We start from the raw sequence: 25,475 nt of genomic DNA on the forward strand, positions 1-25,475 counted from the left end.
ATTCTAATACCCTCGAAACATGAAATTAAGACTATCTCATACCTTAAATAGCCTTATGCTGGGTGGCCTCCTGATGGCCTCCGCTTTTGCTTCGGCCGGCAATGAACCGAAGAAGCCTTACTGGCAAGACGTACAGGTAGTAGCCGTAAATAAAGAATACCCCCGTTCTTCATTTATGACCTACGAAAACCGTGCAAACGCCTTGACCGGAAAGTTCGAAAAAAGCAAATATTATCAACTTCTGAACGGAACCTGGAAGTTCTACTTTGTAGATTCATACAAGAATCTGCCGGCTAACATCACCGACCCTTCGGTGAGCACAGCCGACTGGACAGATATAAAAGTACCGGGCAACTGGGAAGTACAGGGCCATGGTGTGGCTATCTATACCAATCACGGTTATGAATTCCAGCCCCGTAACCCACAACCTCCGACTCTACCGGAGGCCAATCCGGTAGGTGTGTACCGTCGTGACATCGATATCCCCGCCGATTGGGACGGACGTGATATTTATCTTCACCTGGCCGGTGCCAAATCGGGTGTATACGTGTACATCAACGGGCAGGAAGTGGGTTATAGCGAAGATTCCAAAAACTCTGCGGAGTTCCTGATCAACAAATTCGTGAAACCCGGCAAAAATGTACTTACTTTAAAGATTTACCGTTGGAGTACCGGATCTTATCTGGAATGCCAGGACTTCTGGCGTATCAGCGGCATCGAACGTGATGTTTTCCTCTATTCACAACCTAAAGCCGCGTTGAAAGACTTCCGCGTGACATCCACCCTGGACGATACATACAAAGACGGTATCTTCAAACTGGGTGCAGACCTGAGAAATAACGGTTCGGCTGCCAGCAACATGGCTCTGGTATACGAATTGCTCGATGCCAAAGGTAACGTAGTAGCCACCGGAGAAAAAACTGCTGATGTAGCTGCCGGAGAAACCCGCACAGTATCTTTCGACCAGACACTCCCGGGAGTCAAAACCTGGACTTCGGAAGCTCCTAATCTTTACAAACTGGTGATGACCGTGAAAGAAAACGGTAAAGTGAACGAAATCATTCCGTTTAACGTGGGTTTCCGCCGTATCGAAATCAAACCGATCGAGCAACTGGCGGGTAACGGAAAGCCTTATGTATGCCTCTTTATCAATGGCCAGCCGCTGAAACTGAAGGGAGTAAACATCCACGAACACAATCCGGCTACCGGTCACTATATGACCGAAGAGCTGATGCGCAAAGATTTCGAATTGATGAAACAACATAACCTGAATACGGTCCGCCTATGCCATTATCCGCAGGACCGCCGCTTCTATGAGTTATGCGACGAATACGGACTTTATGTATATGATGAAGCAAACATCGAAAGCCACGGTATGTACTACGACCTGAAAAAAGGCGGTACGTTAGGAAACAACCCCGAATGGCTGAAAGCACATATGGACCGCACGATCAACATGTTCGAACGTAACAAGAACTATCCGAGTCTGACTTTCTGGTCACTGGGTAATGAAGCCGGTAACGGTTACAACTTCTATCAGACCTACCTTTGGTTGAAGGATGCCGATAAAAACATCATGGACCGCCCGGTAAACTACGAACGTGCCCAGTGGGAATGGAACTCCGATATGTACGTTCCGCAATATCCGGGAGCACAGTGGCTGGAAGCCATGGGTAAACGCGGCAGCGACCGTCCGATAGCCCCTTCCGAATATTCACACGCAATGGGTAACTCGAACGGTAACCTCTGGGATCAATGGAAAGCAATCTATAAATATCCGAACTTGCAGGGTGGATACATCTGGGACTGGGTGGACCAGGGCATTGACGCAGTAGACGAGAACGGACGTCACTTCTGGACATACGGTGGTGACTATGGTGTAAATACGCCGAACGACGGTAACTTCTGCTGCAATGGTATCGTTAGTCCGGACCGTACACCGCATCCGGCAATGGCTGAAGTGAAGTATGTTCATCAGAACGTAGCTTTCGAACCGGTGGATCCGGCCAATGGAAAATTCCTGGTTAAGAATCGTTTCTACTTCACAAACCTGCAGAAGTATATGATCTCGTATACCATTAAAGCAAACGGAAAAACGGTGAAAGGTGGTAAAATGTCAGTCAATGTAGAGCCACAGGGAAGTAAAGAAATTACTATTCCGGTAAGCGGACTGAAATCGAAACCGGGAACCGAATACTTCATATACTTCAACGTAACTACGACTGAACCGGAGCCGTTGATTCCGGTTGGACACGAAATTGCATACGAACAGTTCCGCCTGCCGGTTGAACCGGGTGAACGTACTTTCGCTACCGGTGGTCCAACTCTGAAAGTATCGGCAGAAGGCAACGAACTGAGTGCTTCCTCTTCAAAGGTAAGCTTCGTATTTGATAAGAAAACCGGCTTGGTTTCTTCATATAAAGTAGGCGGAACCGAATACTTTAAAGATGGTTTCGGACTTCAGCCTAACTTCTGGCGTGCACCGAACGATAACGACTATGGCAACGGTAACCCCAAACGCCTGCAAGTATGGAAACAATCGAGCAAAAATTTCAATGTAGTAGACGCCAACATAGTAATGGACGGCAAAGATGCCGTATTGACCGCCAACTATCTGCTGGCTGCCGGTAACCTTTACATTGTTACATACCGCATCCATCCTTCGGGTGTAGTAAAGGCTGATTTCACTTTCACTTCTACCGATATGGAAGCTGCTAAGACCGAAGCCTCCGAGGCAACGCTGATGGCTACTTTCACTCCGGGAAGCGATGCGGCGCGCAAGGCTGCTTCTAAACTGGAAGTACCCCGTATCGGTGTACGCTTCCGTCTGCCTGCAGAAATGAACCAGGTAGAATACTTCGGACGCGGACCGGAGGAAAACTATGTGGACCGTAATGCCGGTACTCTGATCGACCTCTATAAAACAACCGCCGACAATATGTACTTCCCGTACGTACGTCCGCAGGAAAACGGCCATCATACCGACACCCGTTGGCTGACCCTGAATAAAAAAGGCGGTAAGGGACTGACGATCTATGCAGACAAAACAATCGGCTTCAATGCACTGCGCAATTCGGTAGAGGATTTTGACGGAGAAGAAACCGTATCACGTCCGTATCAATGGCTGAACCGTGATGCCGGTGAACTGGTTCACGATGAAAGCAAAGCCAAAGATCAGTTGCCGAGAAAGACACATATCAACGATATCTCACCGAGAAACTTCGTTGAGGTATGTGTGGATATGAAGCAGCAGGGTGTGGCCGGATATAACAGCTGGGGTGCACGTCCCGAACCGGGCTACAACATTCCGGCAAACCAGGAATACAAATGGGGATTTACAATCGTACCAAGATAAACTAACTTAAAAATAGAAACCATGAAAGATTTACTGAACATCGTATCTAAATTCAAAGTACAAGGCACTGTAAGCGAAATCAAACCACTCGGCGCCGGACTGATTAACGACACTTATAAGGTAAACACTACCGAAACAGATGCTCCCGACTATGTGTTGCAACGTATCAACCACGCCATTTTCCAGAATGTGGAAATGCTTCAGGACAACATCGCTGCTGTAACCGGACACATCCGCAAAAAACTGACGGAATCCGGAGAAACAGATATTGACCGCAAGGTACTGACTTTCCTCCCGACAGAAGAAGGCAAAACATACTGGTTCGACGGTGACAGCTACTGGCGTGTGATGGTATTCATCCCCCGTGCCAAAACTTATGAAACAGTAAACCCGGAATATTCATATTATGCCGGAGCTGCTTTCGGTAACTTCCAGGCAATGCTGGCTGACATCCCGACAACACTGGGTGAGACTATCCCTGATTTCCATAACATGGAATTCCGCCTGAAGCAACTTCGTGAAGCTGTAGCAGCCAATGCAGCCGGACGAGTAGCCGAAGTACAGTATTATCTGGACGAAATAGAGAAGCGTGCAGACGAAATGTGCAAGGCCGAACGCCTGTATCGTGAAGGCAAACTGCCGAAACGCGTATGCCACTGCGATACGAAAGTGAACAATATGATGTTCGACGAAGATGGCAAAGTGCTTTGTGTAATCGACCTCGATACAGTAATGCCAAGCTTTATCTTCTCTGACTACGGTGATTTCCTGCGTACAGGAGCCAATACCGGAGACGAAGACGATAAGAACCTGGATAATGTCAACTTCAACATGGAGATATTCAAAGCATTCACCAAGGGATATCTGGAAGGAGCCGGTTCATTCCTCACTCCGATTGAGATTGAGAATCTGCCTTATGCAGCAGCTCTCTTCCCTTATATGCAATGTGTACGCTTCTTGGCAGACTACATCAACGGAGACACTTACTACAAGATTAAGTATCCCGAACATAACCTGGTTCGTACAAAAGCACAATTCAAGCTATTGCAAAGCGTAGAAGAACATACTCCCGAAATGGAGGCATACATCAAAGAGTGTCTGGGATAAACTTCCCACCTTTCCAGGTGTAAACAATTGAACGGCGGAGAAACGGTTTCAGTTTTTCCGCCGTTTCTTTTTCCATATACTCCGGAGTAGTCAGAGTAAAAGTCAACGTCTCATCCTCTTTAGAAAGCTCCGCCTTCATCAAAGTCATATCGGCTTGCAGACGGGCATCGATAAAATCGTAATCAGTAGAGTCGGAAGAAGTAAAGAAATTATCTATATGAGGCTCTGAAGGCAGAAACCCATCGGCAGGAAGTTCTTTCCAATCGGTGGTATAGAAGCGGATATGACTGTCGCATGCCGGAGCACAAACTGTAGAAACAGCACAGACCACTTTTACACTATCGTTCAGCGGTAACAGTTTCATCTGCCAACTGCTCGCATCAGACATTTTAAGAGATATATAATCGGGACTTAATTCCGTCATTTCCGACTTACCCCCGAAACGGTTGGTCACCTGGGCCTTCATCTTACTTTCGATGAAATCGATACAATCTGCACGGTTCACCGATGTCAGCAACGGACACAGTGAGTCAGGTATATTCACAAACACCGTTTTGGCCTCCTGCGCCTTGACAGCAAAGGAAGAAAAAATACCCAGAATAAATACCAGGAGGGTAAGAGTAGAATTTTTCATATCTGATAATCTTGTTTCTTTACGTTCTTATTTAGTTCCCAAATATAGGAATATCATTCCGATTAACACCAGAATAAGGTCAATCGCCTTGCTTTTTAAATTCTTTTCACGGAACATCATAGCACCGAAAAGGAAAGATACGATGACGCTTCCTCTCCGAACCATCGAGACAATCGAAATCATCGAATCTTCGTAACTCAATGCATAGAAGTAAACAAAGTCCGCAGCGCAGAGGAAAATGGAAATAAAGATGATGGCCCAGTCCCAGCGGAAGGGTGTGGACGACTTACGTTTGGGCCACCAGAGCAAGGCAAGGATAGGACACATGATGAACACCTGATAGACATTATACCACGACTGTACCACCATCGGGGGCAACTGCTTCATCAGATACTTATCATACAATCCGCTTACCGCACCTGCTACGGCTGCCAACACAATAAAAAGAATCCACTTGTTATGTTTAAAGTCAATCCCTTCTTTCTTCCCCGAACGGCTTAGCATAAAGAAAGAAACTACAGCCAGCAACACACCGATCCACTGATAGAGATTCAGACGCTCGCCAAAAACCAGCATGGCTCCCACAAGCACCATTACAGGGCGGGTTGCATTAATGGGACCTACAATCGTAATAGGCAGGTGTTTCATCCCGAAATAGCCGAGTATCCACGAAGAAAGTACGATAAAAGACTTGATAATGATAAATTTGTGTACTTCCCACCCGACGACGGGAACATCAAACATAGTACCCTCCAGCACTCCGGGGACAAATGCCGACAACAAGATGAAAGGTAGGAATATAAGACTGGAAAAGAGCGTATTGAGGAACAAGACAGGCAGAACCGCATTGTCCTTTAACGACTTCTTTTTAAACACATCATAAAAGCCCAGCAAGGTCGCTGAAAGAAAAGCAAGGAGTAACCACATAACAGAGTTTATTTAAAAAGAACTCATTCAAATATATTCTGAGGATATTCTACATTCACCAGGAAAAGCGCATTGCCGGGAGCAGAGGTTCCGGCTTTACAACGGTCTTGTTGCTCGATTATTCTACGGAAGTCATCTACGGACAACTTACCTCTGCCTACTTCCAATAAAGTACCGACGATGGCACGCACCATGTTGCGCAGGAAACGGTCGGCCTGAATGGTAAACACCCAGGTATATTCATCCTCCTGTGTCCATTCGGCATGCATAATCTTGCAGATGTTGGTCTTTACATCCGTATGCAATTTACTGAAACTGGTAAAATCCGTATAATGAAACAAGGTCAGAGCGGCCTCGTTCATCTTCTGAAAGTCGAGCAGATTGTGTATCCGGTAACGATACTGGCGATTAAAAGGATACTTTACGGTAGTGATATAATATTTATAAGTACGGGCTGTCGCATCAAACCGCGCATGTGCGTCCGGCCTTACCCGGCAAACTTTATAGACTGAAATATCCTGAGGTAAAAGACGATTCAACTTCTCGGCTACCTTATCCGTATCCAGCACCTCTCCTTCGTAATCGAAGTGGGCAACCATCAGCGAAGCATGTACCCCGGCATCTGTCCGTCCCGCCCCAATCACTTCCGTATCTCTCCGTAAAAAAGTGGCAAGTGCCTTCATCAGGCATTCCTGTATACTGATACCGTTAGGCTGAATCTGCCATCCATGATAATGGGTGCCATCATAGGCCAAATAAATAAAATATCTTTGCACGCTCATTCCGTTCACTTGGTTTTTGCGTGCAAAGATACTGCTTTAATTGATAAGTAGGGATTGATACTTATCAATAATTAATTGCTTTACTTGATCCACACATTGATTATCTCACCGATATACATCTTGTGCAAAGGTTTATCCTTCCATTCTCCTTTCAATTCCGGACTATCAAAAGCACCGGAAGCAATCGGCTGGGAGAGCATTTTTTTGCATTCTATAATCATCCATGCTTCCGAGAAAGCTTTACTGCCCGAAGGAGTAGTGAGAGGAGTCAGTCCGGCACCTTTCACCTTATCAGCATCTCCTCCACTATGGCTTCCGCAATATTTCAGAGCATCCCGATAAGCTTCCGTATAAAAGCTGATAGTATATGTGTCATTCTTTTCCATCAACTGATAAGTATAACGCGTAGGATAAATGAAACAAAACGAAACCGGTTTATTATAAAGATATCCCAATCCGCCCCAACTTGCCGTCATCATGTTATATTTTTCTTCCGTACCGGCTGTAATCAGCATCCAGTCCTCAGAAAGCATCTTAATGATATTGCCCGGGATCTTATCCGCAGAGATGCGTTTGTAGCCTGCCATGGAACCGTCCGCAGCAACCCCCGGAATTTCCCGGCTAAACTCTCCCGGAACAACTTTCGGTTCTTTGGCTATGAGGGGAACCAGCACCTCCGTTCCTCCCAACGCCTTCGCTGCCTTTTCCGTCAGGTCATCAAACAGATCGATTGTTTTGATACGGAGTTTTCCATACTTGGCAACCACTTTTGTTTTGGCTTTATTCAATCCCGCCTCATCTGTTATCCAGTCTTCGGCCTCCATTTCTTTATTGTCACCATGAAAATAAGAAATGTTGTACATCTCCATCTTGCAAGATCCATCCAGACAGTTCATCACCAATCGATATTTGATGGTAGCACGATCCAAAAAGAAACTGTTGGTTGCAGATAGTTGAAGATATTCTTCACCCAGACATGCAATCTGCCCTCTTTCCTTATCAAAATAGGCAACTCTGCCCTTTTGTCCTTTTGAAGGTGCAAAACGTTTCTCGGCCCACTTCAACAGGACATCATAAACTTGTTGTTTTGATAACCCGGGAGCCTGAATATGTTCTGTAAAGATGACCTTTCCATTAACAACCGGCACTGCACCAGCCAAATATTTACTATTGTCTTCCTGCGCCCAAAGGAATATAGGGAAACAGATTAAAAGGGATAATAAAATTCTCTTCATACGTTTATAAGTATTTTACAGAGTCCCGACTTCACTCTGAAATCTTCACGTTTGTCACCCGTTCAAGCAAGAAACGGTTTTTATTCCAGTGGAAAGGCTTAAATTCTGTATTGGTTTTAATCACATTGTTGCGAAATATCAACCCGTCTACTGACTTTGCATAAAGAATCGGTGCATCAAATGTATCGAATTCATTGTCCTCAATCACAATACCTCCGTCTTTACCACCATGAAAATACTTCTGTTGATCTTTCAAATTAGGTATTTCAGGATAAATAGAGATAATTGCATTGGTAAACTGGAACATGTTGGTAAGCGCATTGATAAAACGATTGCGGCGAATGGTAACATCACGACAAGCACCTGTCTCGAACCAGCCATTGCAATCGCCACACAATAAAATAGCCGTACCGGAGGTATGATCAAACAGATTGTCTTCTACCACTGTTTTTTTAGGAGTGCTGAACAGTGTACCGCGAGCACGGTTATTGCGAATCGTATTGCCGGCAAACAGCACTTCAGGAGTCCATGTCAGGTTTTCAATCCCAAAACCACTTTTTTCATTGATAGTCGGATCAATAGGATCTTTAAAAGTAATGCTGAACTCACGGGCTCCCGATATTTCATTTTTATCATAAGGACGAATTGCAGTAACCTGGTTTTGATTGCCAATCAGCTCCATCGTTTCAGAACGTACAAACTGAACATCATCCCCCGGACGTCCCCATTCGAAACCCCAGGACTGATCGTGCATATAGCGTCCTATCAACGTATGATCATCTACCCGCTTGATTACTTTCAGATAAGTTCCGTGTACATTAATGGCATCATCCATCATTCCTTCGTACAGGCCATTCTTCGAAATAATCTTTCCCTTACATCCGGAGAAGTGAGTGGCATCTGCCTGCGTTGTGAAATAACGAGGATCATTATCGCCTTTCAGACAAACCCCGAAACCATCGAGTGTAATATCTTCGCAAAGCTGTGCCAAAAGTCCCATGCCTTCGGCATAATGCACTTTAACATTAAGCAAAGAAGTATTAATGTCATGTGACATGAAAATACCGGGAGTAGGACGTCCCCATCCACGCATGGCTACTACCGTGCCAGGCACCAGACGCGCATCTTTCCATTTCGGAGAACAGATACGGCGGGGAGCCACTTCGAAAGCTCCTTTGGTAGGACAACCGATATCACTGGTGTTGTATACGACATGTTTTGTTTTACCATCGAAAGCAATTCCCCAAGAGTATCGCATTGTCCAGTCTTCACCCAGTCCTTCAAATACAGAATCGTTACTTATACGATAATCCACCCATGATGCAGGTTCAAAAGTGATTCCTTTTTCCGGATCATTCTCTATCACTTGCACCTGAGCAATATGAGGCTGTTCAAAATCAATACTGAAGTTCTTCAGTACACAATTCTCCGAACGGAGCAAAGAAACCGGAATCATCCTTCCATAAAATACAAACTCGGAACCTTGTCCGTCAATAGTCAGGTTCTTCATATCTTCCAAGGCAATGCCCACCTTTTTGGGATTGTCCTGATCGTGATTGGATATATAATATTCGCGTACATCCGAACCGTTTTCATGGAAATTGTAGCGTCCGGCAGGAAAACGAAGTACCACTTCTTCACCATTACGGCATTCAGCTTTAATCTTAGCTATGGCCTTACGTACAACAGGTGATGCGTTTTTCTTACTATTGGCTTTCAAGCCAAACTGGGAAATGTCGTAAACACGTTCTTGTGCACAAACATCCGACACGGATAAAGAGAGCAGCAGACTCAGAGTAAAGAGTAGGATTGTCTTCATAGTTTTTTCAATTTCTGTTTAATAATTAGGGTACAAATATACATTCATTTTCCGATTCTTCCATTTTTTTGTTAGTTTACCTTTGCATATAAAAACCAAAGATGTATATTTGGGGACTATATCTATAAAATGATCCATTAAACACCTATTGCCATGAGTAGTAATATTTTCCTAACCATTGCTATTGTCACGACAGGCATTTTTGCAGTACAATTCATCCTATCCGTTTTTTTTGGTGATTTCGACGCAGATACGGACATCGACACTGATATCAGCAGTGTGGTTTCCTTTAAAGGATTGACCCACTTCGGTATCGGATTCGGTTGGTATATGTATCTGCAGCACAACACCGAAATACAGACTTACCTGACTGGATTTGTCATCGGACTGATATTTGTGTTTGCCGTCTGGTTTTTATATAAGAAAGCCTACCAGCTGCAACAGACCAATCACTCGGAGAAAACAGAACAATTAGTAGGAAGAGAATGTACCATTTACTTCAAACAGAACGAAAAAAAGTATACCGTACAAGTCAGCCGGGATGGGGCCATGAGAGAAATTGATGTTATCACGGAATCAGGTAAACCCTATCAAACCGGAGATAAAGCAACGATCACCTCCTACAAGGACGGAACTTTATATATCCAATAATTAAAAACTCAAAAAAGAGAACTATGACCCAGGAAATGATGATTATGGCTGCCATACTCGTGGCGGTAATCTTAATTACATTTATCGGTATCCTTTCACGCTACCGGAAATGTAAAAGTGACGAAGTATTAGTAGTATATGGTAAAACAGGCGGAGATAAAAAGTCTGCAAAACTATATCACGGTGGTGCCGCTTTCGTATGGCCTATCGTACAGGGATACGAGTTCCTGTCGATGAAACCGATGCAGATAGACTGTAAACTGACAGGAGCACTTTCCGCCCAAAATATTCGTGTGGATGTACCGACTACCATTACAGTAGCTATCAGTACGGATCCCGAAGTCATGCAAAATGCTGCCGAACGTATGCTGGGGCTGACCATGGACGATAAGCAAAATCTGATAACAGATGTGGTTTACGGACAGATGCGTCTGGTTATTGCCGACATGACAATTGAGGAGTTGAACTCCGACCGTGATAAATTCCTCTCTAAAGTAAAAGATAACATTGATACAGAACTCCGCAAATTCGGTTTGTACCTGATGAATATTAACATCAGCGATATTCGCGATGCTGCCAATTATATCGTCAATTTAGGAAAAGAAGCGGAAAGTAAAGCTCAAAACGAGGCACAAGCCAATATTGAAGAACAGGAAAAACTGGGTGCTATCAAGATTGCCAACCAGATTAAAGAACGTGAAACCAAAGTGGCCGAGACTCGTAAAGACCAAGATATCGCCATTGCGGAAACCAAAAAGCTGCAAGAAATCTCCGTAGCCAATGCCGATAAAGACCGTATCTCCCAAGTAGCTATCGCCAATGCGGAAAAAGAATCGCAAGTGGCTAAAGCAGAAGCAGAAAAGAATATCCGGATAGAGCAGGCCAATACCGAAAAGGAAAGCCGCATTGCAGAGTTGAACTCCGACATGGAGATCAAACAAGCTGAAGCACAAAAGAAAGCTGCCATCGGACGAAACGAAGCACAAAAAGAAATCGCGTTGTCTAACTCCGAACTGGCCGTAACCCAAGCCAATGCCGACAAACAAGCCGGTGAAGCTGCGGCCAAATCGGAAGCAGCCGTACAGACAGCTAAAGAAATCGCTCAAAAAGAAGTGGAAGAGGCAAAAGCACGAAAAGTAGAATCATCTCTGAAAGCAGAAAAAATAGTACCGGCAGAAGTTGCCCGCCAAGAAGCTATTCTGCAAGCAGAAGCCGTAGCCGAAAAAATCACCCGTGAAGCAGAAGCCCGTGCCAAAGCAACACTGGCACAGGCAGAGGCAGAGGCAAAAGCGATTCAACTGAAACTCGAAGCAGAAGCAGAAGGTAAAAAACGCTCGTTACTGGCAGAAGCAGAAGGTTTCGAAGCCATGGTGAAAGCTGCCGAATCAAACCCGGCTATTGCTATTCAATACAAGATGGTAGATCAGTGGAAAGAAATAGCAGGCGAACAGGTAAAAGCCTTCGAACATATGAACTTAGGCAATATCACTGTATTCGACGGAGGTAATGGAGGCACAAGCAATTTCTTGAACACATTGGTAAAAACTGTCGCGCCAAGTTTAGGAGTATTGGACAAACTGCCTATCGGAGAAACTGTTAAAAACATTATTCACCCGGAAGAAAAAGACAAGAAGGAGGAAAAAGAAGATAAAAAACAGTAAACAACAATAAACTATAAACGATGAACAGGCTGCGCTACTTCTGCGAGTCTTTGTTCATCGTTTATAGTTTACCGTTTATCTCGTTGTTATATGAAAACATCCTTGTTTCAGTTCATACTTTATATAACATTTATCAGCCTTGCGAACATCACGCAACACTTCAGCCAACACTAACTTCAAGGTATCGGCACTTACATCCTGAAGAGGACGTCCCTCCTCATCTTCTACTTTCTTAAACCGCTTCCAGCTTACATCGAATGTTGTTCCGTAGAAATGACATGAGTTTTTTGACGCATTGCCATTCCGGCGACGTAAACGTTTTACATCATTCTCTGTCCGAAGCACAGATGTAACAATGATCTTATTCGGATTGAGTCCTTTGGCAGTCAATGAATCTAAAAAATTCGCTCCAATCGTATCAAGTAATGCACTGGCACGCGGTACTAAATAAGGAATGGAATGAGTAAGTGAATCCACTGCATAAAATTCATTATCAGTAATGTGAACCAGTTTTCCATCCATATTTTCCGCTTCTTCACGCGAGGCTAACGGAGTAATTCCCCAAGTATGGGCCGCTTTTAGCTGCACATCATTCAAATCCCCGAATGAGCGTTTATAACTTACTACTCCCCTGATGTTACGCGGTTCGTTAAGTTTAAGAGACATATCTTTCTTTTTGCAACCTGCCAGAAAAGCCGGGGTAAAACATAAAAATACAGAAATAGTAAATAGATACCTGTAGTTGGATAAATCCATAATTAGCCTTTTTATAAGTTCCGAGGGCACAAATATACTGGAATTGTCTTTCTCAGGAAAGAGCATCGCAAATTAATTCGGCAAGAATCGGCAAAGTATGAGAACGATTCATTAAATTTGCAGTCCATTTCACAGCGTATGCGTGAACCTTTAAATTGATTCAATGATAGAAAAGCTGATAGTTCTTGAGGATATCGATCCAGTTATCTTTTATGGCGTAAACAACGCTAACATACAATTAATAAAAGCTTTGTATCCAAAGCTGCGCATTGTTGCCCGAGGCAATGTCATTAAAGTACTGGGCGACGAGGAAGAAATGTGCGCTTTCGAAGAAAACATCACCAAGCTTGAAAAATATTGCGCCGAATACAATTCACTGAAAGAAGAAGTCATTATCGACATTATAAAAGGGAATGCGCCGCAAGCCGAAAAAGCAGGCAATGTGATTGTATTCAGTGTCACGGGAAAACCCATTATTCCACGCAGCGAAAATCAATTGAAGCTGGTAGAAGGATTTGCCAAGAACGATATGGTATTTGCCATCGGACCTGCAGGTTCGGGCAAGACCTATACGGCCATAGCCTTAGCGGTTCGTGCACTGAAAAACAAAGAAATAAAGAAGATTATCCTCAGCCGCCCTGCGGTAGAAGCCGGTGAAAAGTTAGGTTTTCTGCCCGGAGATATGAAAGATAAAATAGACCCGTATCTGCAACCTCTTTATGATGCTTTGCAGGACATGATTCCAGCTGCCAAACTAAAGGAATACATGGAACTGAACATCATCCAGATTGCCCCATTAGCCTTTATGCGCGGACGTACGCTAAATGATGCAGTCGTAATCCTGGACGAGGCTCAGAATACTACCACGCAGCAAATTAAAATGTTCCTCACCCGTATGGGAATGAATACCAAGATGATCATCACCGGAGATATGACCCAGATAGACCTTCCGGCTTCACAAACATCAGGGTTGGTGCAGGCATTGCGCATTCTAAAAGGAGTCAAAGGAATCAGTTTTGTTGAACTGAATAAAAAAGACATAGTGCGCCATAAGCTGGTAGAACGGATTGTAGACGCTTACGAAAAGTTTGACAAAGAAAAGAAAATCGAACGGGAAAAGTTAAACGGCGAGCGGCTCACCATAAGCAAAGAACGGCAAAACGTTGGTAATTTGTAATTCATAATTATATAGAAGTATGAAAGCATTAACAAAAACAGATTTCAACTTTCCGGGACAGAAAAGCGTGTACCACGGAAAAGTACGTGATGTGTACAACATCAATGGCGAACAACTCGTAATGGTAGCTACCGACCGTATCTCGGCCTTTGATGTAGTATTACCCGAAGGCATCCCTTATAAAGGACAAATGCTGAATCAGATTGCAGCTAAGTTTCTGGATGCAACAACAAACATCTGTCCGAACTGGAAAGTCGCAACTCCGGATCCAATGGTTACAGTAGGAGTGCTTTGTGAAGGTTTCCCGGTAGAAATGATCGTGCGCGGTTATCTTTGCGGAAGCGCATGGCGTGCCTACAAAAGCGGTGTACGCGAAATCTGTGGTGTAAAACTTCCTGAAGGCATGAAAGAAAACCAGAAGTTCCCCGAACCCATCGTGACTCCAACCACAAAAGCAGAAATGGGACTGCACGATGAAGACATCTCCAAAGAAGAGATTCTGGCCCAGGGACTGGCTACTCCGGAAGAATATGCTACACTTGAAAAATATACATTGGCCCTGTTCAAACGTGGAACTGAAATTGCAGCAGAACGCGGTTTGATTTTGGTAGACACCAAATATGAATTTGGTAAACACAACGGTACCATCTACCTGATGGACGAAATCCACACTCCGGACTCAAGCCGTTACTTCTATGCCGACGGTTACCAGGAACGTTTCGAAAAAGGTGAAGCCCAAAAGCAACTCTCCAAAGAATTTGTGCGTGAGTGGTTAATGGAAAACGGATTCCAGGGTAAAGAAGGACAGAAAGTTCCTGAAATGACTCCTGCCATCGTAGAAAGTATCAGCGAGCGTTATATTGAATTATTCGAAAACATCACTGGTGAGAAATTCGTTAAAGAAGATACCAGCAACATCGCTGAACGTATCGAGAAGAACGTAATGGCATTTCTAAAATAAGAAGCCCGAATCAGAAACGAATAAGATTCACCACAGGGTATACAGAGTACACAAACATGGTTTTGAAACCCAAAACCGTCCACTTTTGTAAACCCTGTGGTGAATAAAACTCTGAATGAAAAATGAACTACCCACAAGAACAAATCAAACCTTATAGCAATGACGGGAAAAAGAGCGAACAGGTAGAACAGATGTTCGACAACATTGCCCCTGCATACGACCAACTGAATCATACCCTTTCATTAGGGATTGACCGGAGTTGGCGACGCAAGGCAATCAATTGGCTCAAACCTTTCCGCCCGCAACAGATAATGGATGTGGCAACCGGTACCGGTGACTTTGCCATTCTGGCATGCCGCGAACTGCAACCCGACCAGCTGATCGGAACAGACATTTCTGAAGGAATGATGAATGTGGGACGTGAAAAAGTGAAAAAGGAAGGTCTTTCCGAAAAGATATCTTTTGCAAAGGAAGACTGTACCTCCCTCTCGTTTGCCGACAACCGTTTTGACGCTATCACTGTCGCTTTTGGTATCCGCAACTTTGAAGATTTGGATAAAGGACTTGCTGAAATGTGCCGTGTCCTCAAACCGGGCGGGCATCTGGTAATCCTTGAGCTGACAACTCCGGATCGATTTCCGATGAAACAATTATTTTCCATTTACTCAAAAATAGTCATTCCAACCCTCGGCAAACTCTTATCGAAAGACAACAGTGCTTACAGCTACCTGCCTCAAACAATCAAAGCATTTCCCCAAGGAGAGGTTATGAAAAACGTTATCTCGCAGGTTGGCTTCAGCCAGGTACAATTCCGACGGCTGACATTCGGCATCTGTACACTTTATACGGCTACGAAATAAATATTAATTTAACATCCTCCCCCTTTATGCAAAAGTATGGTTTAATTGGCTATCCACTGAAACATTCGTTTTCTATCGGCTTTTTCAATGAAAAGTTTAAGTCTGAAGGCATAGACGCCGAATATGTCAACTTTGAGATTCCTGAAATCAACGATTTTATGGAAGTGATCGAAGAAAACCCCAATCTGTGCGGACTGAACGTAACAATCCCTTATAAAGAGCAAGTCATCCCTTTCCTTGACGAGTTGGATAAAGACACTGCCCAAATAGGCGCAGTCAATGTTATTAAAATTGTTCGTGGGCCTAAAGGAAAAGTAAAACTGACAGGATATAATTCTGACATTATAGGATTCAGCCAGTCCATTCAGCCATTGTTGCAACCTTATCATAAAAAAGCATTAATCCTGGGTACAGGCGGTTCGTCCAAAGCAATCTATCATGGCCTGAAGAATCTGGGAATCGATAGCATATTCGTGTCCCGTACCCAAAAAGAAGGCATGCTGACCTACGAAGAACTGACTCCGGAAATCATGGCAGAACATACAGTGATTGTAAACTGTACACCGGTAGGTATGTATCCGAAAGTAGACTTTTGTCCTGCCATTCCCTACGAATTACTGACACCAAACCATTTATTGTACGATTTGTTATATAATCCAAACACCACTCTTTTCATGAAAAAGGGAGAGGAGCATGGGGCCGTAACCAAAAACGGTCTCGAAATGTTATTGCTGCAGGCATTTGCCGCATGGGAAATATGGAATAAATAATGAAAAAAGGAATCAAGATAAGCGTCGTTATATTATTGCTGCTGCTTACCGGATGTACGATAGGCGGAAGTTTCTTCATGCTCAACTATTCGCTCCGCCCGGAAGCGAAGATACGTGCCAAGAATGCCGATTCTTATCCTTTCATGTACGAAAACTATCCGTTTTTACGTCCTTGGGTGGATAGCCTCAATCAGGCTCATGCACTTCGGGACACTTTTGTTTTAAATCCGGAAGGCATCCGCCTGCATGCTTATTACATCGCAGCCCCGCAGCCGACCAAAAAGACAGCGGTCATTGTACATGGCTATACGGACAATGCAATCCGCATGTTCATGATAGGCTATCTATACAATCGCGACCTGCAATACAATGTGCTTTTGCCCGACCTGCAACATCAGGGAGAGAGCGGTGGACCGGCCATTCAGATGGGATGGAAAGACCGTCTGGACGTAATGCAATGGATGCACATCGCCAATGAGCTTTATGGTGACAGTACTCAAATGGTTGTACATGGCATTTCAATGGGAGGGGCCACCACAATGATGGTATCCGGCGAAGTACAGCCCTACTTCGTGAAATGTTTCGTTGAAGATTGTGGTTACACCAGTGTCTGGGATGAATTCTCGCACGAACTGAAAGCAAGTTTCCACCTTCCTTCATACCCATTAATGAATACCACCAGCCTGCTGTGCCAGAAAAAATACGGATGGAACTTCGAAGAGGCTTCATCATTGAACCAGATTAAAAAAAGCCGCCTGCCGATGTTCTTCATTCATGGGGACAAAGATACGTACGTGCCCACATGGATGGTTTATCCCCTTTATGAAGCCAAACCGGCTCCCAAGCAGCTTTGGATTGTACCGGGAGCCGCACATGCCTTATCTTATAAAGAGAATAAGGAAGAATATACCCGGAAAGTAAAAGAATTCACAGACCGCTACATTCATTGATATGAAACAGATACTCACTTATTTGCTTTTCGTGTGGATATTCCTCCCACTGAAAGCACAGGAAAAGATATACACCGTAGAGAATATCCCCAAAGTACATTTGCAGAACAAGATGCAATATGTCTGTAACCCTGCCGGCATTCTGTCACAACAGGCTTGTGACGAAATGGACTCGATGCTGTATGCTCTGGAACAAAAAACAGGTATCGAGACTGTAGTTGCCGTAGTACCTTCCATCGGAGATAAAGACTGCTTTGAGTTCTCCCATCAATTGCTGAACCAATGGGGAGTGGGCAAGAAAGGAAAAGATAACGGACTGGTCATCTTACTGGTCACCGATCAGCGATGTATACAGTTCTATACCGGCTACGGACTGGAAGGTGACCTGCCGGACGCAATCTGCAAACGCATACAAACCAAGGACATGATCCCTTATCTCAAAAAGGGAGACTGGAACCGGGGAATGGTAGCAGGAGTACAAGCAGTATGCCGGCGTCTGGATGGCTCGATGGTAAATGATGATAAAGATACCGGAGAAAAGGGGATATCCGCCTCCATGCTTCTCTTTGCTATTTTAGGTTTCATTGTGGTGGCCGGAGTGGTAGGTATACTGGCTGCACGGGCAAGTACCCGTTGCCCTAAATGTGGAAAACATCAACTTCAACGGAGCGGCACGAACTTAATATCGAACCGCAGCGGAGTAAAGACCGAGGATATTATTTATACTTGCCGCAATTGCGGACACACCGTAGTCCGGCGTCAACAATCATACGATGACAATTACAGGGGACGTGGCGGAAGAGGCGGAGGTCCTTTCATCGGAGGCTTCGGAGGGGGAAGTTTCGGAGGCGGCGGAGGCGGCTTCGGTGGTGGAAGCTTCGGAGGAGGTTCGGGCGGAGGCGGAGGTGCCGGCTCACGTTTCTAAGCAACCCAATCATTCTATTAGTCATTAATCAGTAATCAAAAAGAAACAATATGAAAAAGTCAGTTATTATCCTTATTGCCGTAGTGGCAGTTATCGTCATCTGGGCCATCAGTGCCTACAACGGACTGGTATCCATGGACGAGAATGTAAGCAGCCAATGGGCTAACGTAGAGACACAGTATCAACGTCGTGCCGATCTGATTCCTAACCTGGTCAACACTGTCAAGGGATATGCCTCACATGAAAAGGAAACACTTGAAGGCGTAGTGGAAGCCCGCAGCAAAGCGACTCAAATCAAAGTAGACGCTAATAACCTCACTCCGGAAAAGTTAGCCGAGTATCAGAAGGCGCAAGGAGCAGTCACTTCTGCATTGGGCAAGCTGCTTGCCATCACCGAAAACTACCCGGACCTGAAAGCCAACCAAAACTTCCTTGAATTGCAGGCACAACTGGAAGGTACGGAAAACCGCATCAACGTTGCCCGCAAAAATTTTAATGACGCTGCGCAGGCATACAATACCTCTATCCGTCGGTTCCCGAAAAGCATCTTTGCTTCCATATTCGGTTTCGAAAAACGTACTTATTTCGAAGCAGCCGAAGGCACGGAAAAGGCACCGGAAGTAAAATTCTGATAAGTCACGCAAATCCTTTTCACCAGAAAAGATTGCCGATACACAATACCCGATGAATAAAGTGGAAAATAACCCTCAACAGGGTATATTTCCCACTTTATTCATTCATATAATCTGCTCCGCAGTCACCCTCTCTCCATCCCGCTCTCACCTCCCCCACTCTTTTCTCAAACCCTGTTCCAAAGTTCTTCAAATACAAAATGATATTATTCCGTTTAAAGTACTAAAGAACTAAAAGGAAACTCGTTTCAAACAATAATTAAAGTTCATCTCAGGTGCTACGATGTATATCTTAGCGGGCAAGATACATATCTTAGCCGCCAAGATGTCTATCTTAGCAGCTAAGATAAAGAATTTCATATGAAAAAGCTCTTTTTACTAAAGGTCCGGCAAAACTTTCACCAAAACTTTTTCGTGCTTTGGGCTTTAACTTCGCAGCGAGTGTATGTAAGTCCATTTGCCTGATCTGCACTAACAACAGATTGAAGGGCAGATTGCAAAGCGCTTTTGAACTTTTCATTTCAAACTTCCAAATTAAAAACGGACTCTCTCCCTGTCGTATTACTCCATCGTTATATCCGCCAATTTGTTGGCTATAAGGAAAAAAAGCAGTACTTTTGCCGTTGTATACAAAATCCAAATAACTCATGAGTAATCAACGATACATGATGCGAGGCGTCAGCGCATCAAAAGAAGATGTGCACAATGCCATCAAGAACATCGACAAAGGAATTTTTCCACAAGCATTCTGTAAAATAATCCCTGATATTCTGGGTGGAGATCCGGAGTATTGCAATATTATGCATGCTGATGGTGCAGGAACCAAATCGAGCCTGGCCTATATGTACTGGAAAGAAACAGGGGACCTCTCCGTATGGAAAGGGATTGCCCAGGATGCACTGATCATGAACATAGACGACTTGCTTTGTGTGGGCGCAGTCGACAATATTCTGGTATCTTCAACCATCGGACGCAATAAACTTCTTATTCCCGGAGAAGTAATTTCCGCCATCATCAACGGAACAGACGAACTGTTGGCCGAACTCCGTGAAATGGGAGTAGGTGTGTATGCCACCGGTGGTGAAACAGCCGATGTGGGTGATCTCGTCCGTACCATTATCGTAGACAGCACGGTAACCTGCCGTATGAAACGGGCAGACGTTATCAACAATGCCAACATCCGCCCAGGAGACGTTATTGTAGGCCTTGCCTCACACGGACAAGCCACTTATGAAAAAGAATACAATGGTGGTATGGGCAGCAATGGGCTGACTTCTGCCCGCCATGACGTTTTTGCCAAATATCTGGCAGAGAAATATCCCGAAAGCTATGATGCAGCAGTGCCCGAAGAACTGGTTTATTCGGGCGGACTGAAGCTGACAGACGCAGTAGAAGGTTCTCCGATCGACGCGGGAAAACTCGTCCTCTCTCCCACCCGCACTTACGCACCGGTAGTGAAAAAGTTGCTCGATGCGCTACGTCCTGAAATTCACGGAATGGTGCACTGCTCGGGTGGTGCACAAACCAAAGTGCTGCATTTCGTAGGCGATGTACGCGTGGTAAAAGACAACCTCTTCCCCGTGTCCCCATTGTTCAGAACCATTCAGGAACAAAGCGGAACCGATTGGGCAGAAATGTATAAGGTATTCAACATGGGCCATCGCCTTGAAGTATACCTTTCACCCGAACACGCGGCCGAAGTTATCAAGATCAGCGAATCTTTCGGTATCCCTGCACAAATCGTGGGACGCATCGAAGAAAGCGATAAGAAAGAACTGATTATCAAGAGTGAGTTCGGAGAATTCACTTATTAAAAAACGAACAAGATCCATCACAGAGGACACAGAGAGCTTGCAGAGGCACTACACGCACTTACGAAAACCTCTGTATCTTCCGTGACGGATAAAATTCGCAGCTCATTTAACTCCTAAATTTATGGCAGACAACAATAGTATATTAGAAAAACTCGACGGTCTTGTTGCCCGTTTCGAAGAGGTGTCTACCCTTATTACCGACCCGGCAGTGATTGCCGACCAGAAACGATACGTAAAATTAACCAAAGAATACAAGGATCTGGACGATTTGATGAAAGCCCGTAAAGAGTACATGCAACTGCTGGCCAACATTGAAGAAGCTAAAGACATTCTCTCAAACGAGTCGGATACCGATATGAGAGAAATGGCCAAAGAGGAAATGGACAACAGCCAGGAACGCCTTCCGGTATTGGAAGAGGAAATCAAGCTGTTGCTGGTACCGGCCGATCCTCAGGACGGTAAAAATGCCATTCTTGAAATTCGCGGAGGTACAGGTGGAGACGAAGCCGCCATCTTTGCAGGCGACCTTTTCCGGATGTACGCCAAATTTTGTGAAACAAAAGGTTGGAAGATGGAAGTATCCAGCGCCAATGAAGGTGCTGCCGGCGGATATAAGGAAATCATTTGCAGTGTTACCGGCGATAATGTATATGGCACATTAAAATACGAATCGGGTGTACACCGTGTTCAACGCGTGCCGGCAACAGAAACCCAGGGACGCGTACATACCTCGGCAGCCTCGGTAGCTGTACTTCCCGAAGCGGAAGAGTTTGATGTAGTGATCAACGAAGGTGAAATCAAATGGGATACTTTCCGTTCGGGAGGTGCCGGCGGACAAAACGTAAACAAGGTTGAATCGGGCGTCCGCTTACGTTACATCTGGAAGAATCCCAATACGGGAGTAGCAGAGGAAATCCTGATCGAATGTACTGAAACCCGCGACCAACCTAAAAATAAAGAACGTGCTTTGGCGCGCCTTCGTACGTTTATCTACGACAAGGAACATCAGAAGTATATCGACGACATCGCATCCAAACGTAAGACAATGGTTTCGACGGGCGACCGTTCGGCCAAAATCCGTACTTATAACTATCCCCAAGGACGTATAACCGACCATCGCATCAATTATACCATCTATAACCTGGCCGCCTTCATGGACGGAGATATTCAGGAATGCATCGATAAGTTGACTGTGGCCGAAAATGCTGAACGTCTGAAAGAGAGTGAATTGTAACGAGAAGGCAACTTCAATCGTAAATCGTAAATTTGTAAATAAAGAAAGATGAACAAGCAACAATTATTTGAAAACATCAAACGCAAAAAATCATTTCTTTGCGTAGGACTCGACACAGATATTAAAAAGATACCCGATCATCTGTTGGATGATCCGGATCCCATCTTCGCTTTCAATAAAGCAATCGTTGATGCAACAGCAGACTATTGCATCGCTTATAAACCTAATCTGGCTTTCTATGAGAGCATGGGCGTAAAAGGATGGATTGCTTTCGAAAAAACTGTAAATTACATCAAAGAAAATTATCCCGACCAGTTTATCATTGCTGACGCCAAACGCGGTGATATCGGAAATACATCAGCAATGTACGCCCGCACCTTCTTCGAAGAACTCGACATCGACTCTGTCACTGTAGCTCCTTATATGGGAGAGGACAGCGTTACTCCGTTCTTATCTTACGAAGGGAAATGGGTAATTCTGCTGGCTCTGACTTCAAACAAAGGCTCACACGACTTCCAACTGACGGAAGATGCCAACGGCGAACGCCTTTTCGAGAAAGTATTAAAAAAATCACAGAAATGGGCCAATGATGAACAGATGATGTATGTTGTGGGCGCTACTCAGGGACGCGCTTTCGAAGACATCCGTAAGATTGTCCCCAATCACTTCCTTCTGGTTCCGGGTATCGGCGCTCAGGGAGGTTCTCTTGAAGAAGTATGCAAATATGGCATGAACAGTACCTGTGGACTCATTGTGAATTCCTCCCGCGGAATTATTTATGTAGATAAGACCGAAAATTTTGCCGCTGCCGCCCGTGCCGCTGCCAAAGAAGTGCAAGAGCAAATGGCAGAACAGCTGAAAGCTATCTTATAATGCCTCACGAACGGAAGATAATCAACGATCCGGTATTCGGGTTCATCAACATACCAAAGGGGTTGCTGTACGACATCGTACGGCATCCCCTTTTGCAGCGTTTAAACCGCATCAAGCAAGTAGGGCTTTCATCCGTAGTCTATCCCGGTGCACAGCACACCCGGTTCCAGCACTCTCTGGGAGCTTTCCACCTGATGAGCGAAGCTATCACGCAACTGGCCTCCAAAGGGAACTTCATATTCGACAGTGAAGCCGAAGCCGTACAGGCAGCCATCCTTCTGCACGACATCGGCCACGGGCCTTTTTCGCATGTTCTTGAAGACACCATTGTCAAAGGAGTATCCCATGAAGAAATCTCCCTGATGCTGATGGAACGGATGAACAAGGAGCTGAACGGACAACTTAGTTTAGCCATTCAGATATTCAAAGACGAATATCCCAAACGCTTCTTGCACCAATTAGTCAGCGGCCAACTGGATATGGACCGTCTGGATTACTTGCGCCGTGACAGTTTCTATACCGGAGTTTCGGAAGGCAATATAGGTTCTGCACGCATCATCAAAATGCTCGACGTAGCAGACGACCATCTGGTAGTGGAGTCCAAAGGAATCTATTCCATAGAAAACTTCCTTACAGCACGGCGACTGATGTACTGGCAGGTTTACCTGCACAAAACGTCAGTGGCCTATGAACGGATGCTGATCAGTGCCCTGTTACGTGCCAAGGAACTGGCTTCGCAAGGAGTGGAACTGTTTGCCTCGCCGGCGCTGAAATTCTTCCTGTACAACCACATCGACCCGGAAGTATTTTACAATAACCCTGACTGTCTGGAAAACTTCATTCAGTTGGACGATAATGATATCTGGACGGCTCTTAAAGTATGGAGCACCCATACGGATAAGGTTTTATCAACATTAAGCCTGGGTATGATTAATCGTAACATATTCAAGGTTGAGATATGCGCTGAACCTATCAGTGAAGAGCGAAAAAAAGAATTGACTTTGCAGATCAGCCAACAATTAGGCATCACTCTTTCCGAAGCAGACTATTTTGTCTCTACCCCCAGTATCGAAAAGAACATGTACGATTCGGCAGATGACAGCATTGATATTATTTACAAAGACGGAACAATAAAAAATATTGCAGAAGCATCGGACATGCTAAACATTTCATTGCTTTCTAAAAAGGTAAAGAAATACTATATCTGCTACTTGCGTTGGGATAGATAAGTATAAAATATTCATCAAAGAGTAAGGATATATAAAAAAAAAGTCCGTTATTTGCGTACTAATTAAATTTTAAAGTAAGATTATGGAGTTCTCGGCTAAGCAAATTGCAGCATTTATCCAAGGGGAAATTATAGGTGACGAAAACGCTACTGTACATACATTCGCAAAGATAGAAGAAGGAATACCGGGCGCTATCTCTTTCCTTTCTAATCCGAAATATACACCTTATATATATGAGACTGAAGCTAGCATTGTATTGGTGAACAAAGATTTTACTCCCGAACAAGAAGTAAAAGCAACATTAATCAAAGTAGACAATGCTTACGAGAGCCTTGCCAAACTGCTCAATCTATATGAGATGAGCAAACCCAAAAGAACCGGTATCGACCCACGTGCCTATGTAGCGGAAACCGCTAAAATAGGAAAAGACGTATATATAGCTCCTTTCGCCTGCATAGGCGACCATGCGGAAGTAGGAGATAATACGGTTATTCATCCGCATGCCACTGTAGGCGGTGGTGCCAAAATAGGCAGTAATTGTATCCTATATGCCAATGCAACAGTATATCATGATTGCCGGGTAGGAAACAACTGTATCCTGCACGCAGGATGTGTGATCGGAGCAGACGGCTTCGGTTTCGCTCCTACCCCGCAAGGATACGAAAAAATTCCTCAAATCGGTATCGTCATTCTTGAAGATAATGTAGAAGTCGGAGCCAATACCTGCATAGACCGCGCAACCATGGGAGCGACCGTGATTCATAGCGGAGTGAAATTAGATAATCTGATCCAGATAGCTCACAACGACGAAATAGGTTCGCATACCGTAATGGCTGCCCAAGTGGGTATCGCAGGTTCTACCAAGGTAGGCGAATGGTGTATGTTCGGCGGACAAGTAGGTATTGCAGGACATCTCAAAATAGGCAACCAAGTAAATCTGGGAGCTCAATCGGGTGTACCGGGGAATATAAAATCCGGTAGCCAACTTATCGGAACTCCTCCTATGGAGCTAAAACAATACTTCAAAGCATCCATCGCACAAAAAAGCCTTCCGGAGATGCAGATCGAATTACGCAATCTCCGCAAAGAAATAGAAGAATTAAAACAACAATTAAATAAGTAA

The 25,475-nt window shown here is 44.6% G+C and carries 23 protein-coding genes; 16 read left to right on the forward strand and 7 right to left on the reverse strand.

Annotation, left to right across the window (positions count from 1 at the left end):
• Positions 1-19: 19 nt before the first annotated feature.
• Positions 20-3,355, forward strand: a complete 3,336-nt coding sequence (locus JZY04_RS06520; RefSeq protein WP_122141664.1) for a glycoside hydrolase family 2 TIM barrel-domain containing protein — start codon at positions 20-22, stop codon at positions 3,353-3,355.
• A 21-nt stretch (positions 3,356-3,376) separates the two neighbouring features.
• Positions 3,377-4,462: a phosphotransferase enzyme family protein gene (locus JZY04_RS06525; RefSeq protein ID WP_122141663.1), complete on the forward strand. Its 1,086-nt coding sequence runs from the start codon at positions 3,377-3,379 to the stop codon at positions 4,460-4,462.
• Here the strand turns inward: JZY04_RS06525 and JZY04_RS06530 are convergent.
• The 5 genes from JZY04_RS06530 to glaB form a co-directional block, all read right to left on the reverse strand.
• On the reverse strand, positions 4,443-5,096 hold the full coding sequence (locus tag JZY04_RS06530; protein WP_005775655.1) for a DUF3256 family protein: 654 nt from the start codon (positions 5,094-5,096) through the stop codon (positions 4,443-4,445). The genes JZY04_RS06525 and JZY04_RS06530 overlap by 20 nt on opposite strands.
• Positions 5,097-5,123: 27 nt before the next feature.
• Complete coding sequence (locus JZY04_RS06535) at positions 5,124-6,023, reverse strand: DMT family transporter (protein ID WP_005775654.1); 900 nt, start codon at positions 6,021-6,023, stop codon at positions 5,124-5,126.
• 23 nt (positions 6,024-6,046) lie between these two features.
• Positions 6,047-6,805 (reverse strand): tRNA pseudouridine(38-40) synthase TruA, encoded by a 759-nt coding sequence (gene truA, locus JZY04_RS06540; RefSeq protein ID WP_122141662.1) that lies wholly within the window; start codon positions 6,803-6,805, stop codon positions 6,047-6,049.
• Positions 6,806-6,885: 80 nt separating this feature from the next.
• Positions 6,886-8,040, reverse strand: a complete 1,155-nt coding sequence (locus tag JZY04_RS06545; protein WP_122141661.1) for a DUF4468 domain-containing protein — start codon at positions 8,038-8,040, stop codon at positions 6,886-6,888.
• 31 nt (positions 8,041-8,071) lie between these two features.
• Positions 8,072-9,859: an alpha-1,3-galactosidase gene (gene glaB / locus JZY04_RS06550; RefSeq protein WP_122141660.1), complete on the reverse strand. Its 1,788-nt coding sequence runs from the start codon at positions 9,857-9,859 to the stop codon at positions 8,072-8,074.
• Positions 9,860-10,012: 153 nt separating this feature from the next.
• Between glaB and JZY04_RS06555 the strand changes: the two genes are divergently transcribed.
• Complete coding sequence (locus JZY04_RS06555; protein ID WP_005810180.1) at positions 10,013-10,510, forward strand: hypothetical protein; 498 nt, start codon at positions 10,013-10,015, stop codon at positions 10,508-10,510.
• Positions 10,511-10,533: 23 nt separating this feature from the next.
• Positions 10,534-12,171, forward strand: coding sequence for a flotillin family protein (locus JZY04_RS06560; RefSeq protein ID WP_005810181.1), 1,638 nt, complete (start codon positions 10,534-10,536; stop codon positions 12,169-12,171).
• 75 nt (positions 12,172-12,246) lie between these two features.
• On the opposite strand, the gene JZY04_RS06565 is transcribed toward JZY04_RS06560, so the two are convergent.
• Entirely contained in the window at positions 12,247-12,927 is a 681-nt protein-coding gene (locus JZY04_RS06565; RefSeq protein WP_044300028.1) for a DUF5715 family protein, read from the reverse strand.
• Between the two features lie 163 nt (positions 12,928-13,090).
• Between JZY04_RS06565 and JZY04_RS06570 the strand changes: the two genes are divergently transcribed.
• The 7 genes from JZY04_RS06570 to JZY04_RS06600 all read left to right on the forward strand — a co-directional run bounded on the left by JZY04_RS06570 (position 13,091) and on the right by JZY04_RS06600 (position 19,202).
• Complete coding sequence (locus JZY04_RS06570) at positions 13,091-14,104, forward strand: PhoH family protein (RefSeq protein WP_005810185.1); 1,014 nt, start codon at positions 13,091-13,093, stop codon at positions 14,102-14,104.
• Between the two features lie 19 nt (positions 14,105-14,123).
• The gene (locus tag JZY04_RS06575; protein ID WP_122141659.1) at positions 14,124-15,065 is read left to right on the forward strand and encodes a phosphoribosylaminoimidazolesuccinocarboxamide synthase; all 942 of its coding nucleotides are present in this window, start codon (positions 14,124-14,126) and stop codon (positions 15,063-15,065) included.
• Between the two features lie 122 nt (positions 15,066-15,187).
• Positions 15,188-15,925, forward strand: a complete 738-nt coding sequence (gene ubiE, locus JZY04_RS06580) for a bifunctional demethylmenaquinone methyltransferase/2-methoxy-6-polyprenyl-1,4-benzoquinol methylase UbiE (RefSeq protein ID WP_122141658.1) — start codon at positions 15,188-15,190, stop codon at positions 15,923-15,925.
• Positions 15,926-15,951: 26 nt separating this feature from the next.
• On the forward strand, positions 15,952-16,695 hold the full coding sequence (locus JZY04_RS06585) for a shikimate dehydrogenase (protein WP_005775642.1): 744 nt from the start codon (positions 15,952-15,954) through the stop codon (positions 16,693-16,695).
• Entirely contained in the window at positions 16,695-17,645 is a 951-nt protein-coding gene (locus tag JZY04_RS06590; protein WP_122141657.1) for an alpha/beta hydrolase, read from the forward strand. The genes JZY04_RS06585 and JZY04_RS06590 overlap by 1 nt, the downstream gene beginning before the upstream one ends.
• A gap of 1 nt (position 17,646) precedes the next feature.
• On the forward strand, positions 17,647-18,570 hold the full coding sequence (locus JZY04_RS06595; protein ID WP_122141656.1) for a TPM domain-containing protein: 924 nt from the start codon (positions 17,647-17,649) through the stop codon (positions 18,568-18,570).
• A 50-nt stretch (positions 18,571-18,620) separates the two neighbouring features.
• On the forward strand, positions 18,621-19,202 hold the full coding sequence (locus JZY04_RS06600; protein WP_122141655.1) for a LemA family protein: 582 nt from the start codon (positions 18,621-18,623) through the stop codon (positions 19,200-19,202).
• A 334-nt stretch (positions 19,203-19,536) separates the two neighbouring features.
• Here JZY04_RS06600 and JZY04_RS06605 read toward each other — a convergent pair whose 3' ends face one another.
• A complete protein-coding gene (locus tag JZY04_RS06605) occupies positions 19,537-19,842 on the reverse strand; it encodes a hypothetical protein (protein ID WP_181996245.1) in 306 nt (101 codons plus the stop codon).
• 7 nt (positions 19,843-19,849) lie between these two features.
• Between JZY04_RS06605 and JZY04_RS06610 the strand changes: the two genes are divergently transcribed.
• The 5 genes from JZY04_RS06610 (at position 19,850) to lpxD (ending at position 25,475) form a co-directional block, all read left to right on the forward strand.
• On the forward strand, positions 19,850-21,016 hold the full coding sequence (locus JZY04_RS06610; protein ID WP_122141654.1) for an AIR synthase related protein: 1,167 nt from the start codon (positions 19,850-19,852) through the stop codon (positions 21,014-21,016).
• 121 nt (positions 21,017-21,137) lie between these two features.
• Entirely contained in the window at positions 21,138-22,250 is a 1,113-nt protein-coding gene (prfA, locus tag JZY04_RS06615) for a peptide chain release factor 1 (RefSeq protein ID WP_005775635.1), read from the forward strand.
• 48 nt (positions 22,251-22,298) lie between these two features.
• Complete coding sequence (pyrF, locus tag JZY04_RS06620; RefSeq protein WP_005775634.1) at positions 22,299-23,123, forward strand: orotidine-5'-phosphate decarboxylase; 825 nt, start codon at positions 22,299-22,301, stop codon at positions 23,121-23,123.
• On the forward strand, positions 23,123-24,352 hold the full coding sequence (locus JZY04_RS06625; RefSeq protein ID WP_005775632.1) for an HD domain-containing protein: 1,230 nt from the start codon (positions 23,123-23,125) through the stop codon (positions 24,350-24,352). The genes pyrF and JZY04_RS06625 overlap by 1 nt, the downstream gene beginning before the upstream one ends.
• An 82-nt stretch (positions 24,353-24,434) precedes the next feature.
• Positions 24,435-25,475, forward strand: coding sequence for a UDP-3-O-(3-hydroxymyristoyl)glucosamine N-acyltransferase (gene lpxD / locus JZY04_RS06630; RefSeq protein ID WP_005775631.1), 1,041 nt, complete (start codon positions 24,435-24,437; stop codon positions 25,473-25,475).

Origin of the sequence: Bacteroides sp. 11BF (assembly GCF_019633765.1) — a bacterium.
GTDB classification, from domain to species: domain Bacteria; phylum Bacteroidota; class Bacteroidia; order Bacteroidales; family Bacteroidaceae; genus Bacteroides; species Bacteroides hominis.

Coding starts and splice junctions, on each gene's coding strand:
- JZY04_RS06520 (WP_122141664.1), top strand. CDS start 20: ATGAAATTAAGACTATCTCATACCTTAAATAGCCTTATGCTGGGTGGC.
- JZY04_RS06525 (WP_122141663.1), top strand. CDS start 3,377: ATGAAAGATTTACTGAACATCGTATCTAAATTCAAAGTACAAGGCACT.
- JZY04_RS06530 (WP_005775655.1), bottom strand. CDS start 5,096: ATGAAAAATTCTACTCTTACCCTCCTGGTATTTATTCTGGGTATTTTT.
- JZY04_RS06535 (WP_005775654.1), bottom strand. CDS start 6,023: ATGTGGTTACTCCTTGCTTTTCTTTCAGCGACCTTGCTGGGCTTTTAT.
- truA (WP_122141662.1), bottom strand. CDS start 6,805: ATGAGCGTGCAAAGATATTTTATTTATTTGGCCTATGATGGCACCCAT.
- JZY04_RS06545 (WP_122141661.1), bottom strand. CDS start 8,040: ATGAAGAGAATTTTATTATCCCTTTTAATCTGTTTCCCTATATTCCTT.
- glaB (WP_122141660.1), bottom strand. CDS start 9,859: ATGAAGACAATCCTACTCTTTACTCTGAGTCTGCTGCTCTCTTTATCC.
- JZY04_RS06555 (WP_005810180.1), top strand. CDS start 10,013: ATGAGTAGTAATATTTTCCTAACCATTGCTATTGTCACGACAGGCATT.
- JZY04_RS06560 (WP_005810181.1), top strand. CDS start 10,534: ATGACCCAGGAAATGATGATTATGGCTGCCATACTCGTGGCGGTAATC.
- JZY04_RS06565 (WP_044300028.1), bottom strand. CDS start 12,927: ATGGATTTATCCAACTACAGGTATCTATTTACTATTTCTGTATTTTTA.
- JZY04_RS06570 (WP_005810185.1), top strand. CDS start 13,091: ATGATAGAAAAGCTGATAGTTCTTGAGGATATCGATCCAGTTATCTTT.
- JZY04_RS06575 (WP_122141659.1), top strand. CDS start 14,124: ATGAAAGCATTAACAAAAACAGATTTCAACTTTCCGGGACAGAAAAGC.
- ubiE (WP_122141658.1), top strand. CDS start 15,188: ATGAACTACCCACAAGAACAAATCAAACCTTATAGCAATGACGGGAAA.
- JZY04_RS06585 (WP_005775642.1), top strand. CDS start 15,952: ATGCAAAAGTATGGTTTAATTGGCTATCCACTGAAACATTCGTTTTCT.
- JZY04_RS06590 (WP_122141657.1), top strand. CDS start 16,695: ATGAAAAAAGGAATCAAGATAAGCGTCGTTATATTATTGCTGCTGCTT.
- JZY04_RS06595 (WP_122141656.1), top strand. CDS start 17,647: ATGAAACAGATACTCACTTATTTGCTTTTCGTGTGGATATTCCTCCCA.
- JZY04_RS06600 (WP_122141655.1), top strand. CDS start 18,621: ATGAAAAAGTCAGTTATTATCCTTATTGCCGTAGTGGCAGTTATCGTC.
- JZY04_RS06610 (WP_122141654.1), top strand. CDS start 19,850: ATGAGTAATCAACGATACATGATGCGAGGCGTCAGCGCATCAAAAGAA.
- prfA (WP_005775635.1), top strand. CDS start 21,138: ATGGCAGACAACAATAGTATATTAGAAAAACTCGACGGTCTTGTTGCC.
- pyrF (WP_005775634.1), top strand. CDS start 22,299: ATGAACAAGCAACAATTATTTGAAAACATCAAACGCAAAAAATCATTT.
- JZY04_RS06625 (WP_005775632.1), top strand. CDS start 23,123: ATGCCTCACGAACGGAAGATAATCAACGATCCGGTATTCGGGTTCATC.
- lpxD (WP_005775631.1), top strand. CDS start 24,435: ATGGAGTTCTCGGCTAAGCAAATTGCAGCATTTATCCAAGGGGAAATT.